Origin of the sequence: Microbacterium hydrocarbonoxydans (assembly GCF_011752045.1) — a bacterium.
Classification (GTDB): Bacteria; Actinomycetota; Actinomycetes; order Actinomycetales; family Microbacteriaceae; genus Microbacterium.
The window spans coordinates 1,341,980-1,360,998 of record NZ_JAAKXW010000001.1; the positions used below are offsets into that span (position 1 = coordinate 1,341,980).

The window sequence follows — 19,019 nt, forward strand, 5'->3', positions numbered from 1 at the left end:
CGCTAGCCGCGGCCGAGGCCCAGCGCGCCCATCAGACACGAGAGCCATTCCGCGTCCTGCGCCCTGAGCACCGCGGGACTGGTGCCGGCCCCGTGCCCCGCGTTCTCGAACACGTGCAGCAGGATCGGCTGATCGCCCCGCTGGGCCGCCTGCATCCGGGCGACGAACTTGCGCGCCTGAGCGGGCGGACACCGCGGATCGGTGTCTCCGGCCTGCACGTAGACGAGGGGGAACTCACCGGCGACGACGAGCTCGTACGGCGAGGAGCGGAGCAGCCGCCGCACGTCGTCGGGATCGTCCGGGTCGCCCCAGGCCTTGCGGATCACGAACTCGAGGTAGGGCACGCGGATGCCGCCGATGAGGTCCAGAAGAGGCGCGCGCGGCAGCACCGCCCGCCACAGCTGCGGATGCTCGGTGACCGCGACGCCGCACATGAGGCCGCCGTCGGAGCCGCCGGTGAGCGCGAGCAGCTGCGGGGCCGTGATGCTCCGGGCGATGAGGTCCTCGGCGACGGCGACGAGATCGCCGTCGCGGACCCGGCGGCGTTCGCGGTCCGCGCCGAGGAACCAGTCCCGGCCGAACTCCCCTCCGCCCCGGAGGTAGGCCTGCACGAGGGTGCCGCCGGCCGCGACGAACGCGGCGAGGTCGGGCTGGTAGCGGGGCAGCGTGGGCACGCCGGCAGCGCCGTACGCGGAGATGAGGGCGGGCCCGGGACCTCGGGCCGCACCCGCCGGACGGACCGCGTGATACGGGATCGGAGTGCCGTCGGCGGCGATCGCCCGACGGTACTCGACCGCGGCGTCCAATCGGACCCGCGGCGCGAGCAGCTCCTCCGTCTCGCCGCCGGGGCGGTGCCGGTACGCACCCCACGAGGTGGTGAGGGTGGAGAAGGTGAACAGGAACCCGCCGCTGCCGTCGTCAGGGTCGAGGCCGGTGAGCGGGAAGAACGCTCCGCCGAGCGCCCCCTCACCCGGGAGCGCGACGGATCCGGCGTCCGAGCCGTCGCGCCGGAGCACCCGCACCCGCGCGGCGGTGTCGCGGAAGGCGGTGAGGTACAGGTGCTCGCCGGCCGGTGTCAGCGCGCGGAGGACGTCCTCCCCCTCGGGCACGAGCACCCGCCAGGTGCGGTCGTCCTCAGGATGCGGCTCGTCGAGGGCGATGGCCACGACGCGTCCGCGGGCTGCGCCGTGATCGGTGACCGCCACGTAGTCGTCGCCGACCACGTGACCCGCGATCATGCCTGCGCAGTCCGTGACGAACGGCCGCCACGGCGTGCCCGCCCGGAGGTCGCGGACCGCCACCGGGATGGGGCGGCCGACACGGTGGCTCGCGACGGCCCACCGCCCGTCGGCGGAGAACTGCACGCGGGTGTACTCGAGCGACCCGGCGGGGACCGGGATCTCCTCGACCGCCGACGGCCCGCCCTCGCCGAGCAGGTGGCGGTAGACGACCTGACGGAAGTCGGCGGCTGCCCCGTCGAGGGCGAGGAACAGGAAGCCCGAGGCGTCCGGGAACCAGGAGACCCCTCCGCCCCAGGCGCTGTGCAGCACCTCGGGCGGAGCATCCGCGCGGAGCGCGCCGGAGGAGACGTCGATGAGGCGGATCGTGTTGTGCTCGCTGCCGTCGGTGCACACTCCGAGAGCGAGCACCTCGCCGTCGGGAGAGGGCGCCAGCCAGGAGAGCACCGCGGCGTGGCCCGGCTCGTCGAAGGCGGAGAGGGCGACGAGCGGGGTTCCGGGGCCGTACGGCTCGGCGCTGACGACGATCGCGTCGTCGTCGACGCGGAACCAGCGCCCTCCGCCATGCCGGGGCAGTTCGGGGCGCGCACCCGCCTCGTGCGCCTCGATGAGGGTCAGGGCCGCTTCCGTCGCGCCGGTGGCGGCGACGGTCGCCGACGCGAGCGCGGCCTGCGCGCGCTGCCAGTCCCGCACTTCCGCGGAGGCGTCGTCCTCCAGCCAGCGGTAGGGGTCGGGGACCGGGATGCCGGCGACGTCCTCGATGACGTCGACCGTGCGCGACGGCGGGTACGAGAGGCTCACAGGGCTTCACGTCCTGGTGCGTCGAACTCGTCGCGGAGCCGTTCGAAGGCGCCGGGGACGGGCGTGGCTCGCCGCAGGTGCAGCAGGGCGTCGAAGCTGGCGGGGAAGTCGTCGACGGTCTCGAGGGATCCGCTGGCGATCATCCCGGTGACGCCGTCGAGGAGAGCGTCGTCGGCGGCGCGCAGGTCGACGAGCGCCGCTTCCGCGGAGGCATCGCCGAGACGCTGCTCGATCCGCTCCTCGATGCTCCCTGCCACGGTGCCGCGAACGCTGAGGGACACGTCGCAGTCGAAGGGCCGCGGCGAGCGCTGCGCGAAGGTCACCACGGGCCCTGACCCGTAGGTCATCCCGAGCGCACGGAGGTCGGCGCCGAGCCGCTCCGCGAGCAGTGCGCCCATCATGGGGCGGCCGTCCAGCGGCGTCCGGCGGACGTGTCCGTTGTGCGCGTACACGAGCACCCGCTCCTCACGCGCCGCGATCCACTCGACCGTGTCCGCCATGAACCGCTCCCGCGGATAGGGCCCCGGCTCTCCGTCCCACGCCAGCTCCCCGAGGAACGCGTCGATCGACGCCGCGCACCGCACCGCGATCTCGTCCCCGGCCTCCCGCACGCGGGCGATCAGCGCTCGGAGCGCGAGGGCCAGGCCCGTGCGCTCGCCCTCGCTCATCGCGGCGTAGGCGACGGCCGCCTCGGTGCGGCCGCCGAGGTCGGCGAGCCGCAGGAGCTCTTCGTCGCCGCGGCGGGCGGGGATCCGCGCGAGGCAGGCGCGCACGGCAGGTCCCGGCGAGGTGGACGAGCCCGGCAGGTCCATGCCGTGGAAGCGGATACTCCCGCCCGCGGAGTTCCACTCGCGCATCCAGGCGAGCTGGCGGCGGATGCCGTCCGTCTCCCCGAATCGGTAGGTGATGCCATCCCTGGCGATGTCGTCCACGGCCCCGGGTCCGCCGTGGATCCAGTCGTCGACGAGGAGCCCCTCGGCGAAGCCCGACTCCATCACGAAGGCGGTGACGCCGTGGTCGCGGACCAGTGCGCGCAGCAGCGCATCGCCGAGGGCAGTGAACTCGGTGATGCTGTGCGCCCCTTCGCCGAGGGCGATGACGCGCGCGTCGCCGATGAGCGCGCCGATCGCTCCCGGGTCGGGGAACTCCGGCCGTGCGAGGTCGATCCGGTCGATCGGCCGCACGGAGGGTGCGATCTGCGCGCTCATCGATGTGCTCCCGCTCCTACTGCTCTTCCGTGAAGTACCACTGCTCCGGCGAGTACACGAACTTCAGCAGCGACCGGAAGGTCGACGGCGGGCCGGAGAGCGTGTCCTTCCACACGATGAGGTTGTCAGGTGTCGGGAAGAACAGCACGGGCAGGTCCTTCGAGAGCATGCTCACCTCGGCGCTCAGTGCGTCGGGGTCGCTGCCGAAGGTGCTCGCCATGATGAGCTCGTCCGCCTCGGGGTCGCTGTAGCTGCCGAGGTTGAAGCTGCCGCCGGTGTTGAACGCGTTGTTGCTGGTCGGGTACGCGGTCTGCACGAAGGCGCCGAAGTCCTGCATCCCCCACTCGTCGGCGTTGTCCGGCGCGTAGCTGTTGCCGTAGTTCTCGTACATGTAGTTCAGCGACTTCGTGACGATCTTCGCCTCGATGCCGAGCTTCTTCGCCTGCGAGACGAAGGCGAGGTCGCGAGCGCCGACGTAAGCCGGCTCGTTCGCGGAGGCGATCGTGAACGTGATCTTCTGCCCGTCCTCGATCCCCTCGCCGCATTCGTCGTCGCCGGTGCCCGGCCTGACGCAGGTCGTGCCGTTCTCGGCATCCACCTTCCAGCCGTGGTCGGCGAGCAGCTTCTCTGCGGCCTCCGGATCGAACGGGTACGGGGCCTCGTCGCCGAAGTCGGGCGGGTACGGCGAGTTCAAGCCGCCGGTGCTGTAGTTCTCGCTGGCGGTGCCGCTGTGGATGCCGCGGGACTTGATGTACCCGGGCTGATCGATGAGGTGCTGCAGCGCCTGACGGATGTAGAGCTGTCCGATGACCTTGTCGAAGCCGTCGACGGTGTTGGCGAAGTTGATCACGAGTCCGTCGAAGCGGGCCGGCGAGGGGGCGCCGTAGACGTTGTACCCCTTCTCCCGCAGCTCGTCGATCTTCGAGGCGTAGCTGGCATCCAGACGGCCGACGGTGAGCGTGCCGGCCTGGTACTGGTTGAAGATCGCCGCCGCGGAGGTGAAGGCCTTGAAGTCGACCTGCTCGATGCGCGCGTCACCGGGACCGGAGTACTCCGGGTTCGGCACGAGCGAGAAGGAGCCGGTCGACGGCTCGAAGGCCGACAGCCGGTACGGCCCGTTCACGACCTGCCACAGCGGATTCGTCGCGAAGGTCGACTGATCGGAGGACTGCTCGGTCAGGTAGCGGTAGATCGCGGCGGCGTTCGCCGGGTCGCGATGGTCGAGGAGCGGACCGCCCGTCTCGGCGATGCTCCAGTCGTCCGCCGGCATCACGTAGAGCAGCTGCAGCAGCGACACCAGGTAGGAGGGGTTGTAGGGCGTCTCGAACGTGAGCGTGAGAGTGTGCTCGTCGGTGGCCGTGGCGGTGACGCCGTCAGGGAACTGCCCCGGGGTGTAGAAGCTCCAGTTCGCCGGGCTCTCCGCGATGGCGGCCTTGAGCAGGTCGAAGGAGAACACGGCGTCGCCGGCGGTGACCGGCTTGCCGTTGGACCAGGTGTAGTCCTTCATGGTGATGGTCGCAGTGTGACCGTCGTCGCTGATGACAGGCGCCTCGGCGAGGCTGGTGGCCTCGTCGAAGGGCTCGCCCTCGAGGCTCGTGCGGTACAGGGCCCGCCACATGAGGTCGTAGCCGATCACCGTGCCGCCGGCCTCGGCGGGCGGGTAGGGGTAGATGTAGTTCGGGGTGAGTCCCGGGGTGAGGGCGATCGTGACGGTGCCGCCGTCGACGGGCGTGCCGCTCTCCTCGGGGATGGTGTCGTACGACGACGAGTCGACCTGCGAGCTCGTCGCCGTGCAGCCGGTCATGATCAGCATCCCGGCCGTGGCCAGGGCGATCAGGAGGCGTCCTCGCCTCCGCGCAACCTGCGACATGTGCTGTGCTCCTTCTTCGGGTTCAGGTGGGGCTCGGACGGTTCGGGTGGTGCGGATGTCCGATGCTCCGAGAGTGCAGGATGCCGCTCCGCCGCCGTTCAGGGATCCCGACATAATCGCCGGGTCGCATCCGTCGAGGCCGACACAGGGACGCCGGCATCACAGCGACCGGTGCTCGATGGCGTCGCGCAGGGCGTCCCCGAGGAGGTTCAGGGCCAGCACCGTGAGGACGATGCACGCGCCGACGGGGTAGATCAGCCACCAGTAGTCCGCCGCGAGGAACGACACCCCGCTGGAGAGCTGACTGCCCCAGTCGGTCACCGGATAGCTGAGCCCGAACCCCAGATAGCCGAGCGCGGCGAGCACGAGGATCGAGTCGGCGACCTGGAACGTGAGGTTCACGACGATGACGCCGAAGGTGTTCGGGATGAGGTGACGGAGGATGAGACGGCTGTTGCTCGCGCCCATCAGCCGCGCCGCGGAGACGAACTCGCGCACTCGCAGCGAGAGGACCTCGCCGCGGATGAGGCGCGCGGCGACGAGCCACGAGAATCCGCCGATGACGAGCGCCAGGGTGAGCGGGGTCGCGCTGAACCGCGCGGCGATGATGAGCACGAAGAACAGGAACGGGATCGAGAGGAGCACGTCGACCACGCGCATCATGAACCCGTCGAGCACACCGCCGACGAGTCCGGCGACGGCCCCGTAGATCGTGCCGAGCGTGGTGGCGAAGAGCGCGGCGAGCAGGCCGATCTGCAGGGAGACCTGGCCGCCCTGCATGAGCCGGCCGAGCACGTCGAAGCCGTTGCTGTCGGTCCCGAGCAGGAAGCCGTCGCCGGGCGGGAGCGCCGCGTTCAGCAGGTCGACGTCGGTCTGGTTCGTCGGATGCAGGACCGGGCCCAGATAGCAGAACAGCACGAGCACGGTGAGGATGACGACGCCCGCCCTGCCGGACCGGCTGCGCCAGAGCGCCCTCAGCACGGCCGAGCGCGAGACGGGGCTGCGGGTCGCGATCGCGGGGAGCTCCTCCGCCGCGATCTCCGCGCGTGCGGAGCTCATGCGCCCAGCTCGATCCGCCGGTCGGCGCGGGCGACGACGAGGTCGGCGATGAAGTTGCCGGCGACCGTCAGCGCACCGCCGATGAGGGTGTAGGCGAGCAGCACGGGATAGTCCTCTCGATGGAGGCTGTTGAGGAACAGCAGCCCGAGACCGGGATAGTTGAACACCGCCTCGACGATGAGGTTCCCGGCGAGGAGGGTGGGGATCAGCACGCCGACGAGCGTGATGATCGGGGTGACGGCGTTGCGCAGCAGATGCCGGGTGAGCACGATCCGCTCGGAGGCGCCCTTCGCCCTGGCCACCTTGATGTAGTCCATGCCGAGCTGCTCCAGCGCCGACGAGCGCTGGTACTGCGCGAACACGACGACGTTGGTGACCGCGAGGGTGATCAGCGGCAGCGCCATCGCGCGGGTGTCGGTGAACACGACCCACGGCGAGGTCGACTGCGAGGCCTCCGCGGGGAACAGCGGGACGGTCTGGCTGAACAGGCCGATGAGCACCAGGGCGATGAGGAACGACGGGGTGGCGTACAGGAGGTAAGACACCGAGGTGGCCGCGCGATCGACGAACCGCCCGCGCCGCACCGCCTGCAGGATGCCGAGCGGGATCGCGATCACCAGTGCCAGGACCAGCCCGGCGAGTGACAGCATGGCGCTGCGCGGCGCGTTCTGGAGGAGCAGGGTGCCGACGTCCTCGTTGAGCTTGTAGGAGCGGCCAAGGTCTCCGCGCAGCAGCTGCAGGAGGTAGTCGAGGTACTGCGCGAGCACCGGCCGGTCATAGCCGTGCTCGCGGTTGAACGCGTCGACGGCCGCCTGCGTCGCCTGCTGACCGAGCACGGCGCGACCGGGGCTGTCGGAGATGAGGTGCAGGAGGAGGAACACGACGAGGGAGATCCCCAGCAGCACCGCGAGCGACACGAGCACGCGGCGGATGACGAACCAGATCATGAGACGACCTCCTCGCTCGCGGCCCCGGCGGCGGCCGGCGAGGTGTCCGCGGGTGGTGCGATCTTGGGCTGCAGCGGGTAGTGGCAGGCGACCGCATGGTCGGCGCCGACGGCTTCGAGGCCGGGCTCGACCGCTGCGCACAGCTCGGTGGCGAGCGGGCAGCGGGTGCGGAACCGGCATCCGCTGGGCGGGTCGAGAGGGCTCGGCAGCTCTCCGCGCACCCGGTCGACCGGGGCGTCGGTGAGGTCCGGGTCGGCGACCGGCACGGCGGCGAGGAGGCCGGCGGTGTACGGGTGTGCAGGCCGGGCGTAGACCGCCTCGGTCTCCCCCACCTCGACGAGGGCGCCGAGATACATCACGCCGACGCGGTCGACGAGGTAGCGCACCACCGCCAGGTCGTGCGAGATGACCACGCTGGACAGGCCGCGCTCGAGCTGGATCGTGCGCATCAGGTTCAGGACCTGCGAGCGGATGGACACGTCGAGAGCGCTCACCGGCTCATCCGCGACGAGCACCTCCGGGTCCAGGGCGAGGGCGCGCGCGAGGCCGATGCGCTGGCGCTGCCCTCCGGAGAGCTCGTGCGGGTAGCGCTCCAGGATCGACGCGCCGAGGCCCACGCTCGCGAGCAGCGCCTTCGCCCGCTCGGTGCGCTCGGCCGCCGTGCCGATGCCCTGGATCACCAGGGGCTCGCGGAGGATGTCGTCGACGCGCATCTTCGGGTCGAGGGAGGCGTGCGAGTCCTGGAACATCATCTGCAGCTTCGCGCGGCGGGCGCCGAGCCGGACGCCCGAGACGCGCTCGCCGTCGAGCCGCACCTCCCCGGCGGTCGGGCGGTCGAGCGCGACGATCATCCGGCCCAGGGAGGACTTGCCGCAGCCGGACTCGCCGACCAGGCCGAACGCCTCCCCGGCACGGACCTCGAAGCTCACGCCGGCGACGGCCTTCACCGACCGGCGCCGTCCGAACAGCCCCCTCGCCGCGACCGGATGCTCCTTGCGCAGGCCGATCACCTGCAGCCTCGGCACGGAGGACGGCGCCTCCGGTGCCGATGCCGGGAAGCGCCGTGGCGCGGACGCGGCGCCGGCCTCGGTGACGGGGTTCCAGCAGGAGAACACATGCCCGCCCCCCGGGCCCGCCACGGATACGGGGGTCTCGGTGCGGCAGCGTTCGGTCGCCGCCGCGCAGCGCGCCGCGAACCGGCATCCGATCTGCGGGTCCGCCGGATCGGGCGGGGATCCGGGGATGCTGAACAGCTCGAGGTCCTTGTCCTGTCCGAGCGACGGGATCGAGGACAGCAGCGCCTCGGTGTAGCGGTGCCGGGTGTGCCGGAAGATGTCCGCCGTGTCGCCGGTCTCGACGAGACGTCCGCCGTACATGACCCCGACGCGATCGGCGTGACGGGCGACGACGCCCATGTCGTGGGTGACGAGGATCATGGCCATGCCGAGCCGGCTCTTGAGATCGCCGAGCAGCTCGAGGATCTCCGCCTGGATGGTGACGTCGAGCGCGGTCGTGGGCTCGTCGGCGATGAGCAGGCGCGGTTCGCAGATGAGGGCCATGGCGATCATCACGCGCTGCCGCATGCCGCCGGAGAGCTGGTGCGGGAAGTCGTCCATGCGCTCGGAGGGGCGAGGGATGCCGACGAGGGCGAGCATCTCGGCGGCGCGGGCCCGGGCGGCCCGGCGAGTCGTCCCCCGGTGCAGCCGGAGCGGCTCGGCGACCTGGTCGCCGATGCTGCGGGTGGGGTTCAGCGAGGTCATCGAGTCCTGGAACACCATGGAGATGTCGTTGCCGCGGATCGCGCGGTACGCCGCCGCGTCGAGGGTGGTGAGCTCGGTGCCGTCGAACTCGATCGAGCCTCCGGTGATGGCGCCGCCGCCGGGGAGCATCCCCATCACGGCGAGTCCGGTCATCGACTTCCCCGAGCCGGTCTCCCCGACGATGCCGAGGGTCTCGCCGCGGCGCAGGTCCAGGTCGACGCCGGCCACCGGGCGCACGGTGCGATCGCCGCGGCGGATCTCCACCGTCAGGTCTCGAATCGTCAGCATGCCGCGCTCCCTTGCGACTTCATGGGCGTGCCCGCGGGCCCGGGCCGGGTCCCGCTCCTCTTCGATGATGCGCCAGAAGGCACCTGGTCCGTTCGTCGCGGGTTTCGAACGGGACCCGACCCGTTCGTCGAGGTCGACGAATCAGGAGGGGCGATGGGCGATCGGGATGCCGAGCTCGGCGTGGAGCAGCCGCAGCACGTTCCCGCCGAGCACCGCGAGGATATCAGCCTCGCTCCACCCGCGGCGCTGCAGCGCCTCGGTGACGAGCGGCAGCCCGGCCGGCCCCTCGAGCCCCGGCAGGTACTCGTCGGCGGGCACGCCCTCGACGGTGTCCTGCGTGCAGCAGGGCGCGACCGTGTCGGCGATGACCTCGCGGACGAAGTCCGGCCCCATGCCCACGTGCTCGATCCCTGCGACCGCGACGAGGTGCTCGAAGTGGTCGACGAGGACGTCGAGCGTGTACGCGCTCGCGTGCAGGAAGGGTGCGAAGAAGTTCACGCACACGACGCCGCCGGTCGCCGCGATGCCGCGCACCTGCGCGTCGGCGAGGTTGCGGTGGTGGTCGAACAGCGCGCGGGAGGACGAGTGCGTCGCCAGCACCGGACGCGTGGCGAGCTCGAGCACGTGGTCGACCCCGCCGACGCCGAGGTGGCTCACGTCGAAGAGCATCCCGAGGCGCTCCATCTCGGCGACCGCCCGGACGCCGGATCGGGTCAGCCGGCTGCCCGCCGCGTCCTCACCGCTGCCGTCTCCGAAGGCGCTGCGGCCGAAATGGGCGATCGAGCCGACCCGCACCCCGAGCCGGTGCACCGTCTCCAGCAGCTCTACGTCCTCGCCGATGCCGGGCATCCCCTCGAGCGCGAGCACCAGGGCGATGCGCCCCTCGCCGATCACGCGCTCGACGTCCGCGCCGTCGAGGCACAGGCCGACGGCGTCCGCGTTCCCCTCGGCGAGCCGGTGCGCCGCCTCGATCATGCGGAGCGTGCGGCGCAGGGCTCCCTCCGGGCGGTACGGGTCGTCGATGAACACGGGCAGGATCTGCAGGTCGACGCCGCCGGCCCGCAGCTGCGGGAGCCAGCGCTCGCGGAAGAAGACGGCCCACTGCTCGGGCGGCCGGCCGGCGACCGCGCAGAGCAGATCGTTGTGCGCGTCGGCGACGACGGCTCGGCTGTGCAGCTCGGTGCTCATCCGTCCATCCTCCTCTGTGCGCGACCGGTGTGCAGGTGCAGTGCACGACCGCTGCCGTCGTCGCCGAGGAAGGCGATCGGCTGCCGGGCACCGCCCTCCTCCTCGACCGGCAGCAGCACCTCTCCGCGCCACGTGACGAGCTCGCTGCGGAACGGGAGGTCGCCGAGATCCGCGACGACGCCGCGGGGCGCCCTGTCCAGCCAGAGGCGGCCGTCGGCGGTGCGGCTGATCGTCGTGCGCGCGGTGCTCGACTCGTAGGCTCCGAGGAAGCGCCGGGCGTCGGCGGGCGCCGGACCCGACGGTGCGGGTGCCTGGGTGTGCGGGAGACCGGCGACCACCCGCAGCACCTCGTCGACGATGCGGGCGAAGACCGGATGCGGCGCGCCGCCGTTGGCCAGCACGGCGACCGCGACGCGCTCCTCGGGGAGCAGCCGCAGGCACGCGGACTGGCCGATCGTGTTGCCGTCGTGCCCGACGACGGTGCGTCCGCCGCGATCGAACAGCTCCCAGCCGAGGCCCCAGGACGACCCCTGGGCGATGTCCGGGAGGCGCACCTGGGGGACGCGCATCTCCGCGACGGCGGCATCGGAGAGAAGGCGGGTGCCGTCGGCCGCGACGCCGCCGGCGAGGTGCAGGCGTGCGAAGGCGAGCAGGTCGCGGGCGGTCATCGCGAGCCGCGACCCTGCCGGGCTCCCCGAGCGCTCCATCGACCACACGGTCGTCGGCTCGATCCGCCCGTCCGCGCCGCGCAGATGTCCGACCGCCGCACGATGCAGGATCGCCTCCTCGGCATCCGTCGCGGCGTGCCGGAGCCCGAGCGGGTCGAGCAGGCGCTCGCGGAGCACCCTGTCGAAGGGCGCACCGCGCAGCACCTCCACGATGCGTCCCAGGGTCGAGAATCCCGCGTTGTTGTACGAGAACATCTCTCCCGGCGCGAAGAGCTGAGGGGTGGTCGCGAGGATCTCGACGTATCGCTCGAGATTGTCGTCGCCGGCTCCGGTGTCGACGAACACGTCGCCCTCGAAGCCGGCGGTGTGGCTGAGGAGCTGGCGCACGGTGATCCGGGCGGATGCCGCGGGGTCGGCCACCCGGAAGCCGGGGAGGACGTCCTGCACGACGGTGTCGAGATCGAGCATCCCCTCATCCGCGAGCTGCAGGACGAGGGTCGCCGTGAAGACCTTCGTCACGGAGCCGATCTGGAACACGGAGTCGGTGTCCGCAGCCACTCCGGTGCCGAGGCTGAGCACCCCGCGCGCCCGCTCCAGCCGGTCGTCGCCGACCGTGACCGCCAGCGACAGGGCCGGCACCCCGTGCTCCGCCAGCAGCCCGGGAAGGTGCTGATCGACCCAGTCCCCGATCTCTGCGAGCTGCGACATGGCCCCTCCTCGACGTCCGCGAACGCCCCGAGCTTAGAAAGGTCCGGGGCGGCGCGGTTCGTCGGAGCCGACGACCGGATCGACGTCCGGTCGTCGGCCCCACTCAACGCGACGCGGACTCGCGGGCGAGCAGGCTCTCCTTGACGTCGAGACCCCAGGCGAATCCACCGAGGCTGCCGTCGGTGCGGAGCACGCGATGGCACGGCACGAAGAGCGCCGGCGCGTTGCGGGCGCAGATCGAGGCCGCGGCACGCACGGCGCGAGGGTTGTCCAGGCGCGCGGCGAAGCCCGTGTAGGTCAGCGGCGCCCCGGGCTCGATCCGCCGCAGCATCTCCCAGCCCGCGAGCTGGAGCGCGGTGCCGGTCTGCTTCACGGCGACGGCGTCGATCGCGGTGAGGTCGCCGCCGTAGTAGGCGAGCGCGGCGGCGGCGGCATCCGTCTCCCCCTCCACGATCCGCTGCGGGCGGTGGGCGACGGCGAGCCGGGCGACGATCGCCGCGGGGTCGGCGGTCCAGCCGGAGGCGAGCACCCGCTGGCGCTCGTCGGCGAGGATCGTGAAGGCGCCGTCGGCGGTGTCGACGGTCTGGATGAGAGCGGTCATGAGATCTCCTCGGTCTCGGTCGGCGCGGGGGCCGTGGTCGTGGTGCGGGCGGGCCGGATCGGCGCCGCCCGCCAGAGGTGCGCGCTGAGGTAGCTCCGCCACGGGGCTGCGCGCTCCGCCCAGGCGGTGAGTCCCTTCGGGTCGCCGGGCAGTCCGGAGGCCGCGGCGCCGGCGCGCAGGGCGACGTCGCCGGGGAGCAGGATGTCGGGGTCGCCGAGCACGCGCATCCGCACGTAGTCCGCCGTCCACGGCCCGATGCCCGGCATCGCGAGGAGCGCGGCGCGCTGAGCGGGACTGTCGTCGCCCACCGTCAGCGTCAGCGAGCCGTCGGCCAGCGCCGCGGCGGCGCCCGTGATCGCGCGGATGCGGGCCGCCGGGCCGCGGAGCACCTCCGCACCGTGCTCGGCGATGGCCGCCATGGTCGGGAAGAGCAGGCCCCGCTCGGTGCGCTCCCCGAGCGCGTCGGAGAGGGCAGTCAGCGCCGTGCGCGCCGCGACGACGGTGATCTGCTGCCCCACCATGGCCCGGATCAGCATCTCGTGCGGATCGGCGGAACCGGGCACGCGGATGCCGGGGGTACGGGCCACGAGCGGCGCGATCTCCGGGTGGGCGGCGAGCGCCTCATCGACGGCGAGCGGGTCGGCGTCGAGGTCGAAGATGCGGCGCACCGTGGCCACGAGGGGCGCGAGGTCGCCGAGCTGGGTGACGCTCGCCCGGAGGTGCAGACGTTCGGCGGCATCCTGCCTCACCTCGAACCAGGCGGGACCGCCTGGCATGCGCAGGTGCCGGGCGAAGGAGCTCTCGGTCGCCTCCTCGATGCCGGGCACGGCTCGCGCCGCCATCCATGCGAAGATCCCCGCAGCATCGAGCGGCCCGCGGTACGGCAGCACCAGGTCGATCACGCCCGGCGTCTGCCCGGCCGTGGTGCTGTCGCGTCTGCGGCGCGCGCGCAGCTCCCCCGGCGTGAGGCCGAACACCTCGCGGATCGTGTCGTTGCACTGGCGGATGCTCGCGAAGCCGGCCGAGAACGCGATGTCGGAGATCGGCATGTCGGTGCCGACGAGGAGCATGCGGGCGGTGTGGGCGCGATGCGCCCTGGCGAGCGCGAGCGGGCCGGCGCCGAGTTCGGCGGTGAGCAGTCGAGTGAGGTGCCGGCTGGAGTAGCCCAGCCGCCTGGCGAGCCCCGGCACGCCCTCGCGCTCGATGACGCCCGAGGCGATGAGGCGCATCGCCCTGGCGGCCGTGTCGCCGCGGAGGTCCCAGGCGGGCGACCCGGGTGCGGCCTCGGGAAGGCAGCGCTTGCAGGCGCGGAAGCCCGCCTCGTGGGCGGCGGCGCTGGTCGGGTAGAAGGTGACGTTCTCGGGCTTCGGGGTGCGCGCAGGGCAGCTGGGGCGGCAGTAGATCCCGGTCGAGCGCACGGCCGTCACGAACTGCCCGTCGAAGCGGGTGTCGCGGGCGCTGATCGCGCGGTACCGCTCGTCGAAGTCGGTCACGCCTCCGGTGACGACCTGTGCTGTGCTCATGCCTCCACTCTGCCACCCGTCGAGGACGTTGACTGGCGGAAATCGGACATCGCTGTCTGGGCGCCCGCCGAGACCCCGTCCTCTCGTCGAGACCCCTCGCTGCCGACGCCGACAGCTGGGGGTGTGGACGACAACCAGGGGTCTCGGCGAATGGGGGTCAGCGGCGCACGGGGAACACCGCGGGGAAGATCTCGTCGACTGTCGCCGTGCGCGCGCTGCGGTCGGCGTACGAGTCGCGGAGGATGCCGAAGATGCGCTGCCCCTCGCGGCGCAGCTCCTCCATGTCGACGCCAGGGAGAACGCCGTCGCGGAGCACCACGCGCCCCGCCACCATGCTGAAGCGCGCGTCGCGCGCGGTGCCGGCGAGCACGAGCGTGCGCAGCGGGTCCTCCACGGCGCCGATGCGGATGTCGTCGAGCGCGAACGCGACGACATCGGCGGCGGCGCCCGCCTCGATGCGGCCGAGATCCGGGCGGCGCAGCGCCGTGGCTCCGCCGAGGGTCGCCGCCTGCACGTACTCGGCGAGCATCCCGCGGGACAGATCGCCGTGCTGCGCCTTCGACAGCTGCACGCCGTGGTCGATGGCGCGGATGAGGTCGGGCGGGAACGAGTCGGTCCCCATCGCGATGTTCACGCCGGCCTCGAGGTACTGCGAGAGATCCTCGAGCAGGAAGGCGTACCGGGCATTGGTCAGCGGGCAGTGCACGACGGATGCTCCCGCCGCGGCGAGCGCCGCGAGCTCGCCGCGGTCCTCCCCGTGCACGTCGGGATGGACGTCGAGGTAGACGCCGTGCGCGACGAGGAGCCGCGGCCCCAGGAGGCCCGTGCGCTCGAGCAGCCCGAGCTGCGTGGTGCCGGCGGTGCGCGCGAAATGCTCGCGCTCGCCCAGCTCCTGCAGCGCGTGCACGCGCACGAGGACGTCGCGATCCGCCGACACCCTGGCGGTCTCGCGGAGGAGCTCCTCGGTGACATGCTCGATGCGGCACGGCGCGAGCACGCCGGTGAGCAGCGGGTCGCCCCAGCCGGCGATCGTGTCGAGGAAGCGCACCGCCTCGGCGAGACCCGCCTCTCCCCTGGCCTCGTCCCAGGCGACGCCCTCGGCGCCGTCCGGCTCGGTCACCGGCACACCGGATCGGTACGAGGGGCCGAGCCAGGCGCGCAACCCGAGCTCCTGCGCCGCACGGGCGACGTCGACGAGATCGTCATGGGTCTCCGCCCAGGCGGTGTGCACCTCGGCGGCGATCGGCATGAACGTCGTGATGCCGTGCAGCGCGAGCTGCGCGACCGCGTAGCGGCGCATGAGGCGACGATCCTCCGGGCTCAGCGCGCCGGCCGGACCACTCTCGGCGTACGCCCGTGACCATCGCAGCTCCGCCCAGCCGTCGTCGTCCCGCCAGGAGTCGAGCTGGAGGTGATCGATGTCGGCGAGGCCCTCGAGGTCGATGAGCCCCGGCATCAGCAGCGCCTGGCCGAGGTCGATGCGCTCGTCGAATTCGTGCGCCGCGGCCCTGCCGACGGGACCGACCCATCGGATCGAATCCCCGTCGACGAGCACCGCGGCATCACGCAGCTCGCGGAACCTGCCGTCCTCGCAGGCGAGGACGTGGTCGGCGGTGAGCAGCGTCCGCATCGCGATCCTCAGCCGGCCAGCCGCTCGCGGCGGACCGGCTTCCAGCCCGCGCGCGGCACGGCGGCCCGCAGCGCGCGCGTGTACGGCTGCACCGGGTTCGCGAGGATCTCGGCGGTCACGCCGGCATCCACCACCTTCCCCTGCTCCATCACGATCATGCGGTCCGAGATCTGGTTCACGACGGCCAGGTCGTGCGAGATGAACAGGTAGCTCACCTTGCGCTCGGCCTTGATGTCGCTGAGCAGGTTGAGGATCTGCGCCTGGATCGAGACGTCCAGCGCGGCGACCGCCTCGTCGAGGACGATCACGCCGGGGTTCGCCGCGAGCGCGCGGGCGATCGCGACGCGCTGCCGCTGGCCGCCGGAGAGCTGGTGCGGGAACTTCTGCCAGAAGCGCTCCCCCAGCCCGACGCTCTCCAGGATCCCCTGCGCGGCGGTCCGGCTGGTCCGCGCGCTGTCGGTCCGCCTGGCGTGCAGCGCGACCGACGACCCGATGATGTCGACGATGCGCTGGCGCCCGTTCAGCGAGGAGTACGGGTCCTGGAACACGTACTGCACCTCTCGCGCCCACCGGCGACGGTCGGCGAGGCGACGGACGCCCTTCGCCCGCGATTCGCCGCGGACGGCGAGCTCCCCTCCTGTGACGGTCTCGAGGCCGACGAGCATCCGGGCGACCGTGGTCTTGCCGGAGCCCGACTCGCCGACGATCGCGAGGCACTCGTCCTCGAAGAGCTCGAACGACACGTCGTCGACCGCCACGATGGGCTGTCCGTGCGATCCCCGCGGCGCGGGGAACACCTTCCTGAGATTCTGCGCGACGATGATCGCGTCACCGTTACCGCTCATGCGTCCGCCTTCAGCTGCTCGTGGATCTCTCGGTTGTAGGTGAGGACGGGCAGGCGCTCGACCCGCTCCTCGATGCTCGGGCGGGCGCCCAGCAGCTCGATCGTGTACGGATGCCGCGGCGACTCGTACACGTGGGGTCCCTGTTCGACGATCTCACCGGCGTACATGACCGCGATCCGGTCGCAGCAGGCAGCGGCGAGTTCGAGGTCATGAGTGATGAACAGCAGCGAGAGCCCGCGGGCCTTGCGCTGCTCGTCGATGATGGCCATCACGTCGGACTGGGCGGTGACGTCCAGCGCCGTGGTCGGCTCGTCGGCGAGGATCAGCTTCGGCTCCGCGAGCAGCACGCTCGCGATCATCACGCGCTGCAGCAGGCCGCCGGAGAGCTCGTGCGGATACTGGCGCAGCCGCGACTCCGGGTTGCGCACGCCCACCTCGTCCAGGAGGACGATCGCACGCCGGTCGGCCTCCCTCTGGTCCATGCCGCGGTCGCGGACGAGCACCTCGGTGAGGAAGTCCCCGACCGTGTGCACGGGGTTCACGTGCGCACGCGGATCCTGGAAGATCATGCCGACGTCGGTCTGCCGGTAGCGGCGCAGCGCCGCGGGCGACATGTCCAGCACCGAGGTGCCGTCGAACTCGATCGATCCGGTGACCGTGAAGTTCGGGTCCAGCATCCGGGTGATCGCCCTGGTGGTGAGGGACTTGCCGGAGCCGGATTCGCCGACGAGGCCGAGGGCCTCGCCCTCGCCGATCTCGAAGGTGACGCCGTTCAGCAGGGTCTGGCTGCTGCGCCGCAGGTGCACGGTGGCGTGCACGTCGTCGACGCGCAGAAGCGGTCCGGTCATCACATGCTCCTCGCGTTCGAGGTGAGGCGGTCGCCGAGGACGGTGACGCACCACACGATCAGGATGATCAGGGTTCCGGCCGCGATGGCCTCGCCCGGGTAACCGCGCAGTGTCGAGTCGAACCCGCTCTTCACCATGAGGCCGAGATCGGCCGTCGGCGGCTGCACGCCGAGCCCGAGGAACGAGACCGCGGCGAGGTCGATCACGGCGAAGCCGAGCGACGACACCGCCTGCGCGATCACGATGGGCTGCACGTTGCGGAGGATCTGCGTCGTCGTGATGCCGAACCCGGAGTGCCCCTGCAGCCAGGCGGCCGACACGTACGGGAGGTTCCGCTCGCGCAGCGCCGCTCCGCGGACGACCCGGGCCACGTACGGGATGTATGCGACGGCGAGGCCGCAGACCACCGTGAACAGGCTCGGGCCCCAGATGGCGACCGAGATGAGCGCGAACACGATACCGGGGACGGCGAACAGGATGTCGAGCACCCAGACGATCACGGCGTCCACGCGCCCTCCGCACCACGCCGCCACGAGGGCGAGCGCCGTGCCGACGATCGTGGAGAGCAGGATCACCAGGCCCGGGCCCGCGAGCGTCACCTGCGCACCGTGCATCAGACGCGACAGGATGTCGCGGCCGAGGGCGTCCGCGCCGAGCGGATGGGCCGCGGACGGCCCGCTCAGCGCCGCGAACAGGTCGGGCGTGTTCGGGTCCGACGGCGCGAGCCACGGTGCGGACACCGCGGCGATCACGATGAGGGCGAGCAGCACGGTGGCGATCACGCCGATCACGCCGAGCCGGTCGAGGAGGCGGCGCACGACCGTCTCCCTGCCCCGCAGCGCGTCGTCCTTGGCGACCGCGAGGGTCGTCGTCTTCAGGCTCATTGCTTGCTCCCGAGCTTGATCCGGGGATCGATGAACGTGTACAGCACGTCGACGATCGCGTTGACCACGACGAAGGCGACGACGAGCACGAGGACGACCGCCTGCACGACCGCGAAGTCGCGCTGGAGGATCGCCTTCACCAGGAGCGAGCCGAGGCCGTCCAGGGCGAACACGTTCTCGACGACGACGGCCCCTGCGATGAGCGTGGCGATCGTGAGTCCGAGCACCGTGGTGATCGGGATGAGCGCGTTGCGCAGCACGTGCCGGCGCACGATGATGCTCGGGGACAGGCCGCGCACGGTGGCCGTCTGCACGTGCTCGCGCGTGCGCTCCTCGTTCACCGCGGTCTTCGTGATGCGGGCGAGGTACGCGGCGCTCGCGACGCTGAGCGCGACGGCGGGCAGGAGCAGGTGCCAGAGCGTGTCGAGCCCGCCGGAGCCGACGCCGAACGTCGGGAACCAGCCGAGACCGACGGCGAACAGGCTGATCAGCGCGACGCCGACCACGAACACCGGCGTGGACAGGCCGACCGCCGCGAGCGTCGACACGACCTGGTCGACCCAGCGACCGCGCAGCGCGGCCCAGGTGCCGGCGAGGACGCCGACCACCGCGATGATCACCGCAGCCAGGGAGACGAGCGCCGCCGTCGTCCCCGCACGGGAGATCAGCAGGTCGGCGACCGGCTGACGGTACACCAGGGAGCGACCGAGGTCGCCCTGCACCAGGTCGCCGAGCCAGGCGACGTAGCGCACGAGGAACGGGTCGTTCAGGTGGTACTGCTCGGTGACGGCAGCGATCTGCTCCGGCGTGCCGCCGCGCGGACCGAGGATGAAGGCAAGGGGGCTGCCCGGTGCGAGGTACAGCAACCCGAACACGAGGAACGAGGTCACCAGAAGCACCAGCAGCAGCCCCCCGAAGCGCCTCAGAAGGAAGGACGCGAAGGACATGGACTC

Annotated in this window: 15 protein-coding genes; all 15 read right to left on the reverse strand. The window is 72.0% G+C overall.

Annotation, left to right across the window (positions count from 1 at the left end):
• Window positions 1-2: 2 nt before the first annotated feature.
• On the reverse strand, window positions 3-2,039 hold the full coding sequence (locus G6G98_RS06330; protein WP_164233122.1) for a prolyl oligopeptidase family serine peptidase: 2,037 nt from the start codon (window positions 2,037-2,039) through the stop codon (window positions 3-5).
• Window positions 2,036-3,247 carry an erythromycin esterase family protein gene (locus G6G98_RS06335; RefSeq protein WP_164233120.1) on the reverse strand — a complete coding sequence of 404 codons (1,212 nt, stop codon included), beginning with the start codon at window positions 3,245-3,247 and terminating at the stop codon, window positions 2,036-2,038. The genes G6G98_RS06330 and G6G98_RS06335 overlap by 4 nt, the downstream gene beginning before the upstream one ends.
• 16 nt (window positions 3,248-3,263) lie before the next feature.
• Complete coding sequence (locus tag G6G98_RS06340; RefSeq protein ID WP_164233118.1) at window positions 3,264-5,117, reverse strand: ABC transporter substrate-binding protein; 1,854 nt, start codon at window positions 5,115-5,117, stop codon at window positions 3,264-3,266.
• A gap of 159 nt (window positions 5,118-5,276) precedes the next feature.
• Window positions 5,277-6,176, reverse strand: a complete 900-nt coding sequence (locus tag G6G98_RS06345) for an ABC transporter permease (protein WP_084788204.1) — start codon at window positions 6,174-6,176, stop codon at window positions 5,277-5,279.
• A complete protein-coding gene (locus tag G6G98_RS06350; protein ID WP_164233116.1) occupies window positions 6,173-7,123 on the reverse strand; it encodes an ABC transporter permease in 951 nt (316 codons plus the stop codon). The genes G6G98_RS06345 and G6G98_RS06350 overlap by 4 nt, the downstream gene beginning before the upstream one ends.
• The gene (locus tag G6G98_RS06355; protein WP_164233114.1) at window positions 7,120-9,171 is read right to left on the reverse strand and encodes a dipeptide ABC transporter ATP-binding protein; all 2,052 of its coding nucleotides are present in this window, start codon (window positions 9,169-9,171) and stop codon (window positions 7,120-7,122) included. The genes G6G98_RS06350 and G6G98_RS06355 overlap by 4 nt, the downstream gene beginning before the upstream one ends.
• Before the next feature lie 141 nt (window positions 9,172-9,312).
• Entirely contained in the window at window positions 9,313-10,359 is a 1,047-nt protein-coding gene (locus G6G98_RS06360) for a dipeptidase (RefSeq protein WP_164233112.1), read from the reverse strand.
• A complete protein-coding gene (locus G6G98_RS06365; RefSeq protein ID WP_164233110.1) occupies window positions 10,356-11,735 on the reverse strand; it encodes a serine hydrolase domain-containing protein in 1,380 nt (459 codons plus the stop codon). The genes G6G98_RS06360 and G6G98_RS06365 overlap by 4 nt, the downstream gene beginning before the upstream one ends.
• A gap of 103 nt (window positions 11,736-11,838) precedes the next feature.
• Window positions 11,839-12,336, reverse strand: a complete 498-nt coding sequence (locus G6G98_RS06370; protein ID WP_164233108.1) for a methylated-DNA--[protein]-cysteine S-methyltransferase — start codon at window positions 12,334-12,336, stop codon at window positions 11,839-11,841.
• Complete coding sequence (locus G6G98_RS06375; RefSeq protein WP_164233107.1) at window positions 12,333-13,859, reverse strand: DNA-3-methyladenine glycosylase 2 family protein; 1,527 nt, start codon at window positions 13,857-13,859, stop codon at window positions 12,333-12,335. Before G6G98_RS06375 ends, G6G98_RS06370 begins: the two co-directional genes overlap by 4 nt.
• Window positions 13,860-14,016: 157 nt before the next feature.
• The gene (locus tag G6G98_RS06380) at window positions 14,017-15,489 is read right to left on the reverse strand and encodes a chlorohydrolase family protein (protein ID WP_164233105.1); all 1,473 of its coding nucleotides are present in this window, start codon (window positions 15,487-15,489) and stop codon (window positions 14,017-14,019) included.
• Between the two features lie 8 nt (window positions 15,490-15,497).
• On the reverse strand, window positions 15,498-16,334 hold the full coding sequence (locus G6G98_RS06385) for an ATP-binding cassette domain-containing protein (RefSeq protein ID WP_164233103.1): 837 nt from the start codon (window positions 16,332-16,334) through the stop codon (window positions 15,498-15,500).
• Complete coding sequence (locus G6G98_RS06390) at window positions 16,331-17,182, reverse strand: ABC transporter ATP-binding protein (RefSeq protein WP_164233101.1); 852 nt, start codon at window positions 17,180-17,182, stop codon at window positions 16,331-16,333. The genes G6G98_RS06385 and G6G98_RS06390 overlap by 4 nt, the downstream gene beginning before the upstream one ends.
• Window positions 17,182-18,066 (reverse strand): ABC transporter permease, encoded by an 885-nt coding sequence (locus tag G6G98_RS06395; protein WP_084788202.1) that lies wholly within the window; start codon window positions 18,064-18,066, stop codon window positions 17,182-17,184. Before G6G98_RS06395 ends, G6G98_RS06390 begins: the two co-directional genes overlap by 1 nt.
• Entirely contained in the window at window positions 18,063-19,013 is a 951-nt protein-coding gene (locus tag G6G98_RS06400; RefSeq protein ID WP_067349682.1) for an ABC transporter permease, read from the reverse strand. Before G6G98_RS06400 ends, G6G98_RS06395 begins: the two co-directional genes overlap by 4 nt.
• Window positions 19,014-19,019 lie beyond the last annotated feature (6 nt).

Coding starts and splice junctions, on each gene's coding strand:
- G6G98_RS06390 (WP_164233101.1), bottom strand. CDS start 17,182: ATGACCGGACCGCTTCTGCGCGTCGACGACGTGCACGCCACCGTGCAC.
- G6G98_RS06375 (WP_164233107.1), bottom strand. CDS start 13,859: ATGAGCACAGCACAGGTCGTCACCGGAGGCGTGACCGACTTCGACGAG.
- G6G98_RS06360 (WP_164233112.1), bottom strand. CDS start 10,359: ATGAGCACCGAGCTGCACAGCCGAGCCGTCGTCGCCGACGCGCACAAC.
- G6G98_RS06335 (WP_164233120.1), bottom strand. CDS start 3,247: ATGAGCGCGCAGATCGCACCCTCCGTGCGGCCGATCGACCGGATCGAC.
- G6G98_RS06385 (WP_164233103.1), bottom strand. CDS start 16,334: ATGAGCGGTAACGGTGACGCGATCATCGTCGCGCAGAATCTCAGGAAG.
- G6G98_RS06370 (WP_164233108.1), bottom strand. CDS start 12,336: ATGACCGCTCTCATCCAGACCGTCGACACCGCCGACGGCGCCTTCACG.
- G6G98_RS06365 (WP_164233110.1), bottom strand. CDS start 11,735: ATGTCGCAGCTCGCAGAGATCGGGGACTGGGTCGATCAGCACCTTCCC.
- G6G98_RS06395 (WP_084788202.1), bottom strand. CDS start 18,066: ATGAGCCTGAAGACGACGACCCTCGCGGTCGCCAAGGACGACGCGCTG.
- G6G98_RS06380 (WP_164233105.1), bottom strand. CDS start 15,489: ATGCGGACGCTGCTCACCGCCGACCACGTCCTCGCCTGCGAGGACGGC.
- G6G98_RS06350 (WP_164233116.1), bottom strand. CDS start 7,123: ATGATCTGGTTCGTCATCCGCCGCGTGCTCGTGTCGCTCGCGGTGCTG.
- G6G98_RS06355 (WP_164233114.1), bottom strand. CDS start 9,171: ATGCTGACGATTCGAGACCTGACGGTGGAGATCCGCCGCGGCGATCGC.
- G6G98_RS06340 (WP_164233118.1), bottom strand. CDS start 5,117: ATGTCGCAGGTTGCGCGGAGGCGAGGACGCCTCCTGATCGCCCTGGCC.
- G6G98_RS06400 (WP_067349682.1), bottom strand. CDS start 19,013: ATGTCCTTCGCGTCCTTCCTTCTGAGGCGCTTCGGGGGGCTGCTGCTG.
- G6G98_RS06345 (WP_084788204.1), bottom strand. CDS start 6,176: ATGAGCTCCGCACGCGCGGAGATCGCGGCGGAGGAGCTCCCCGCGATC.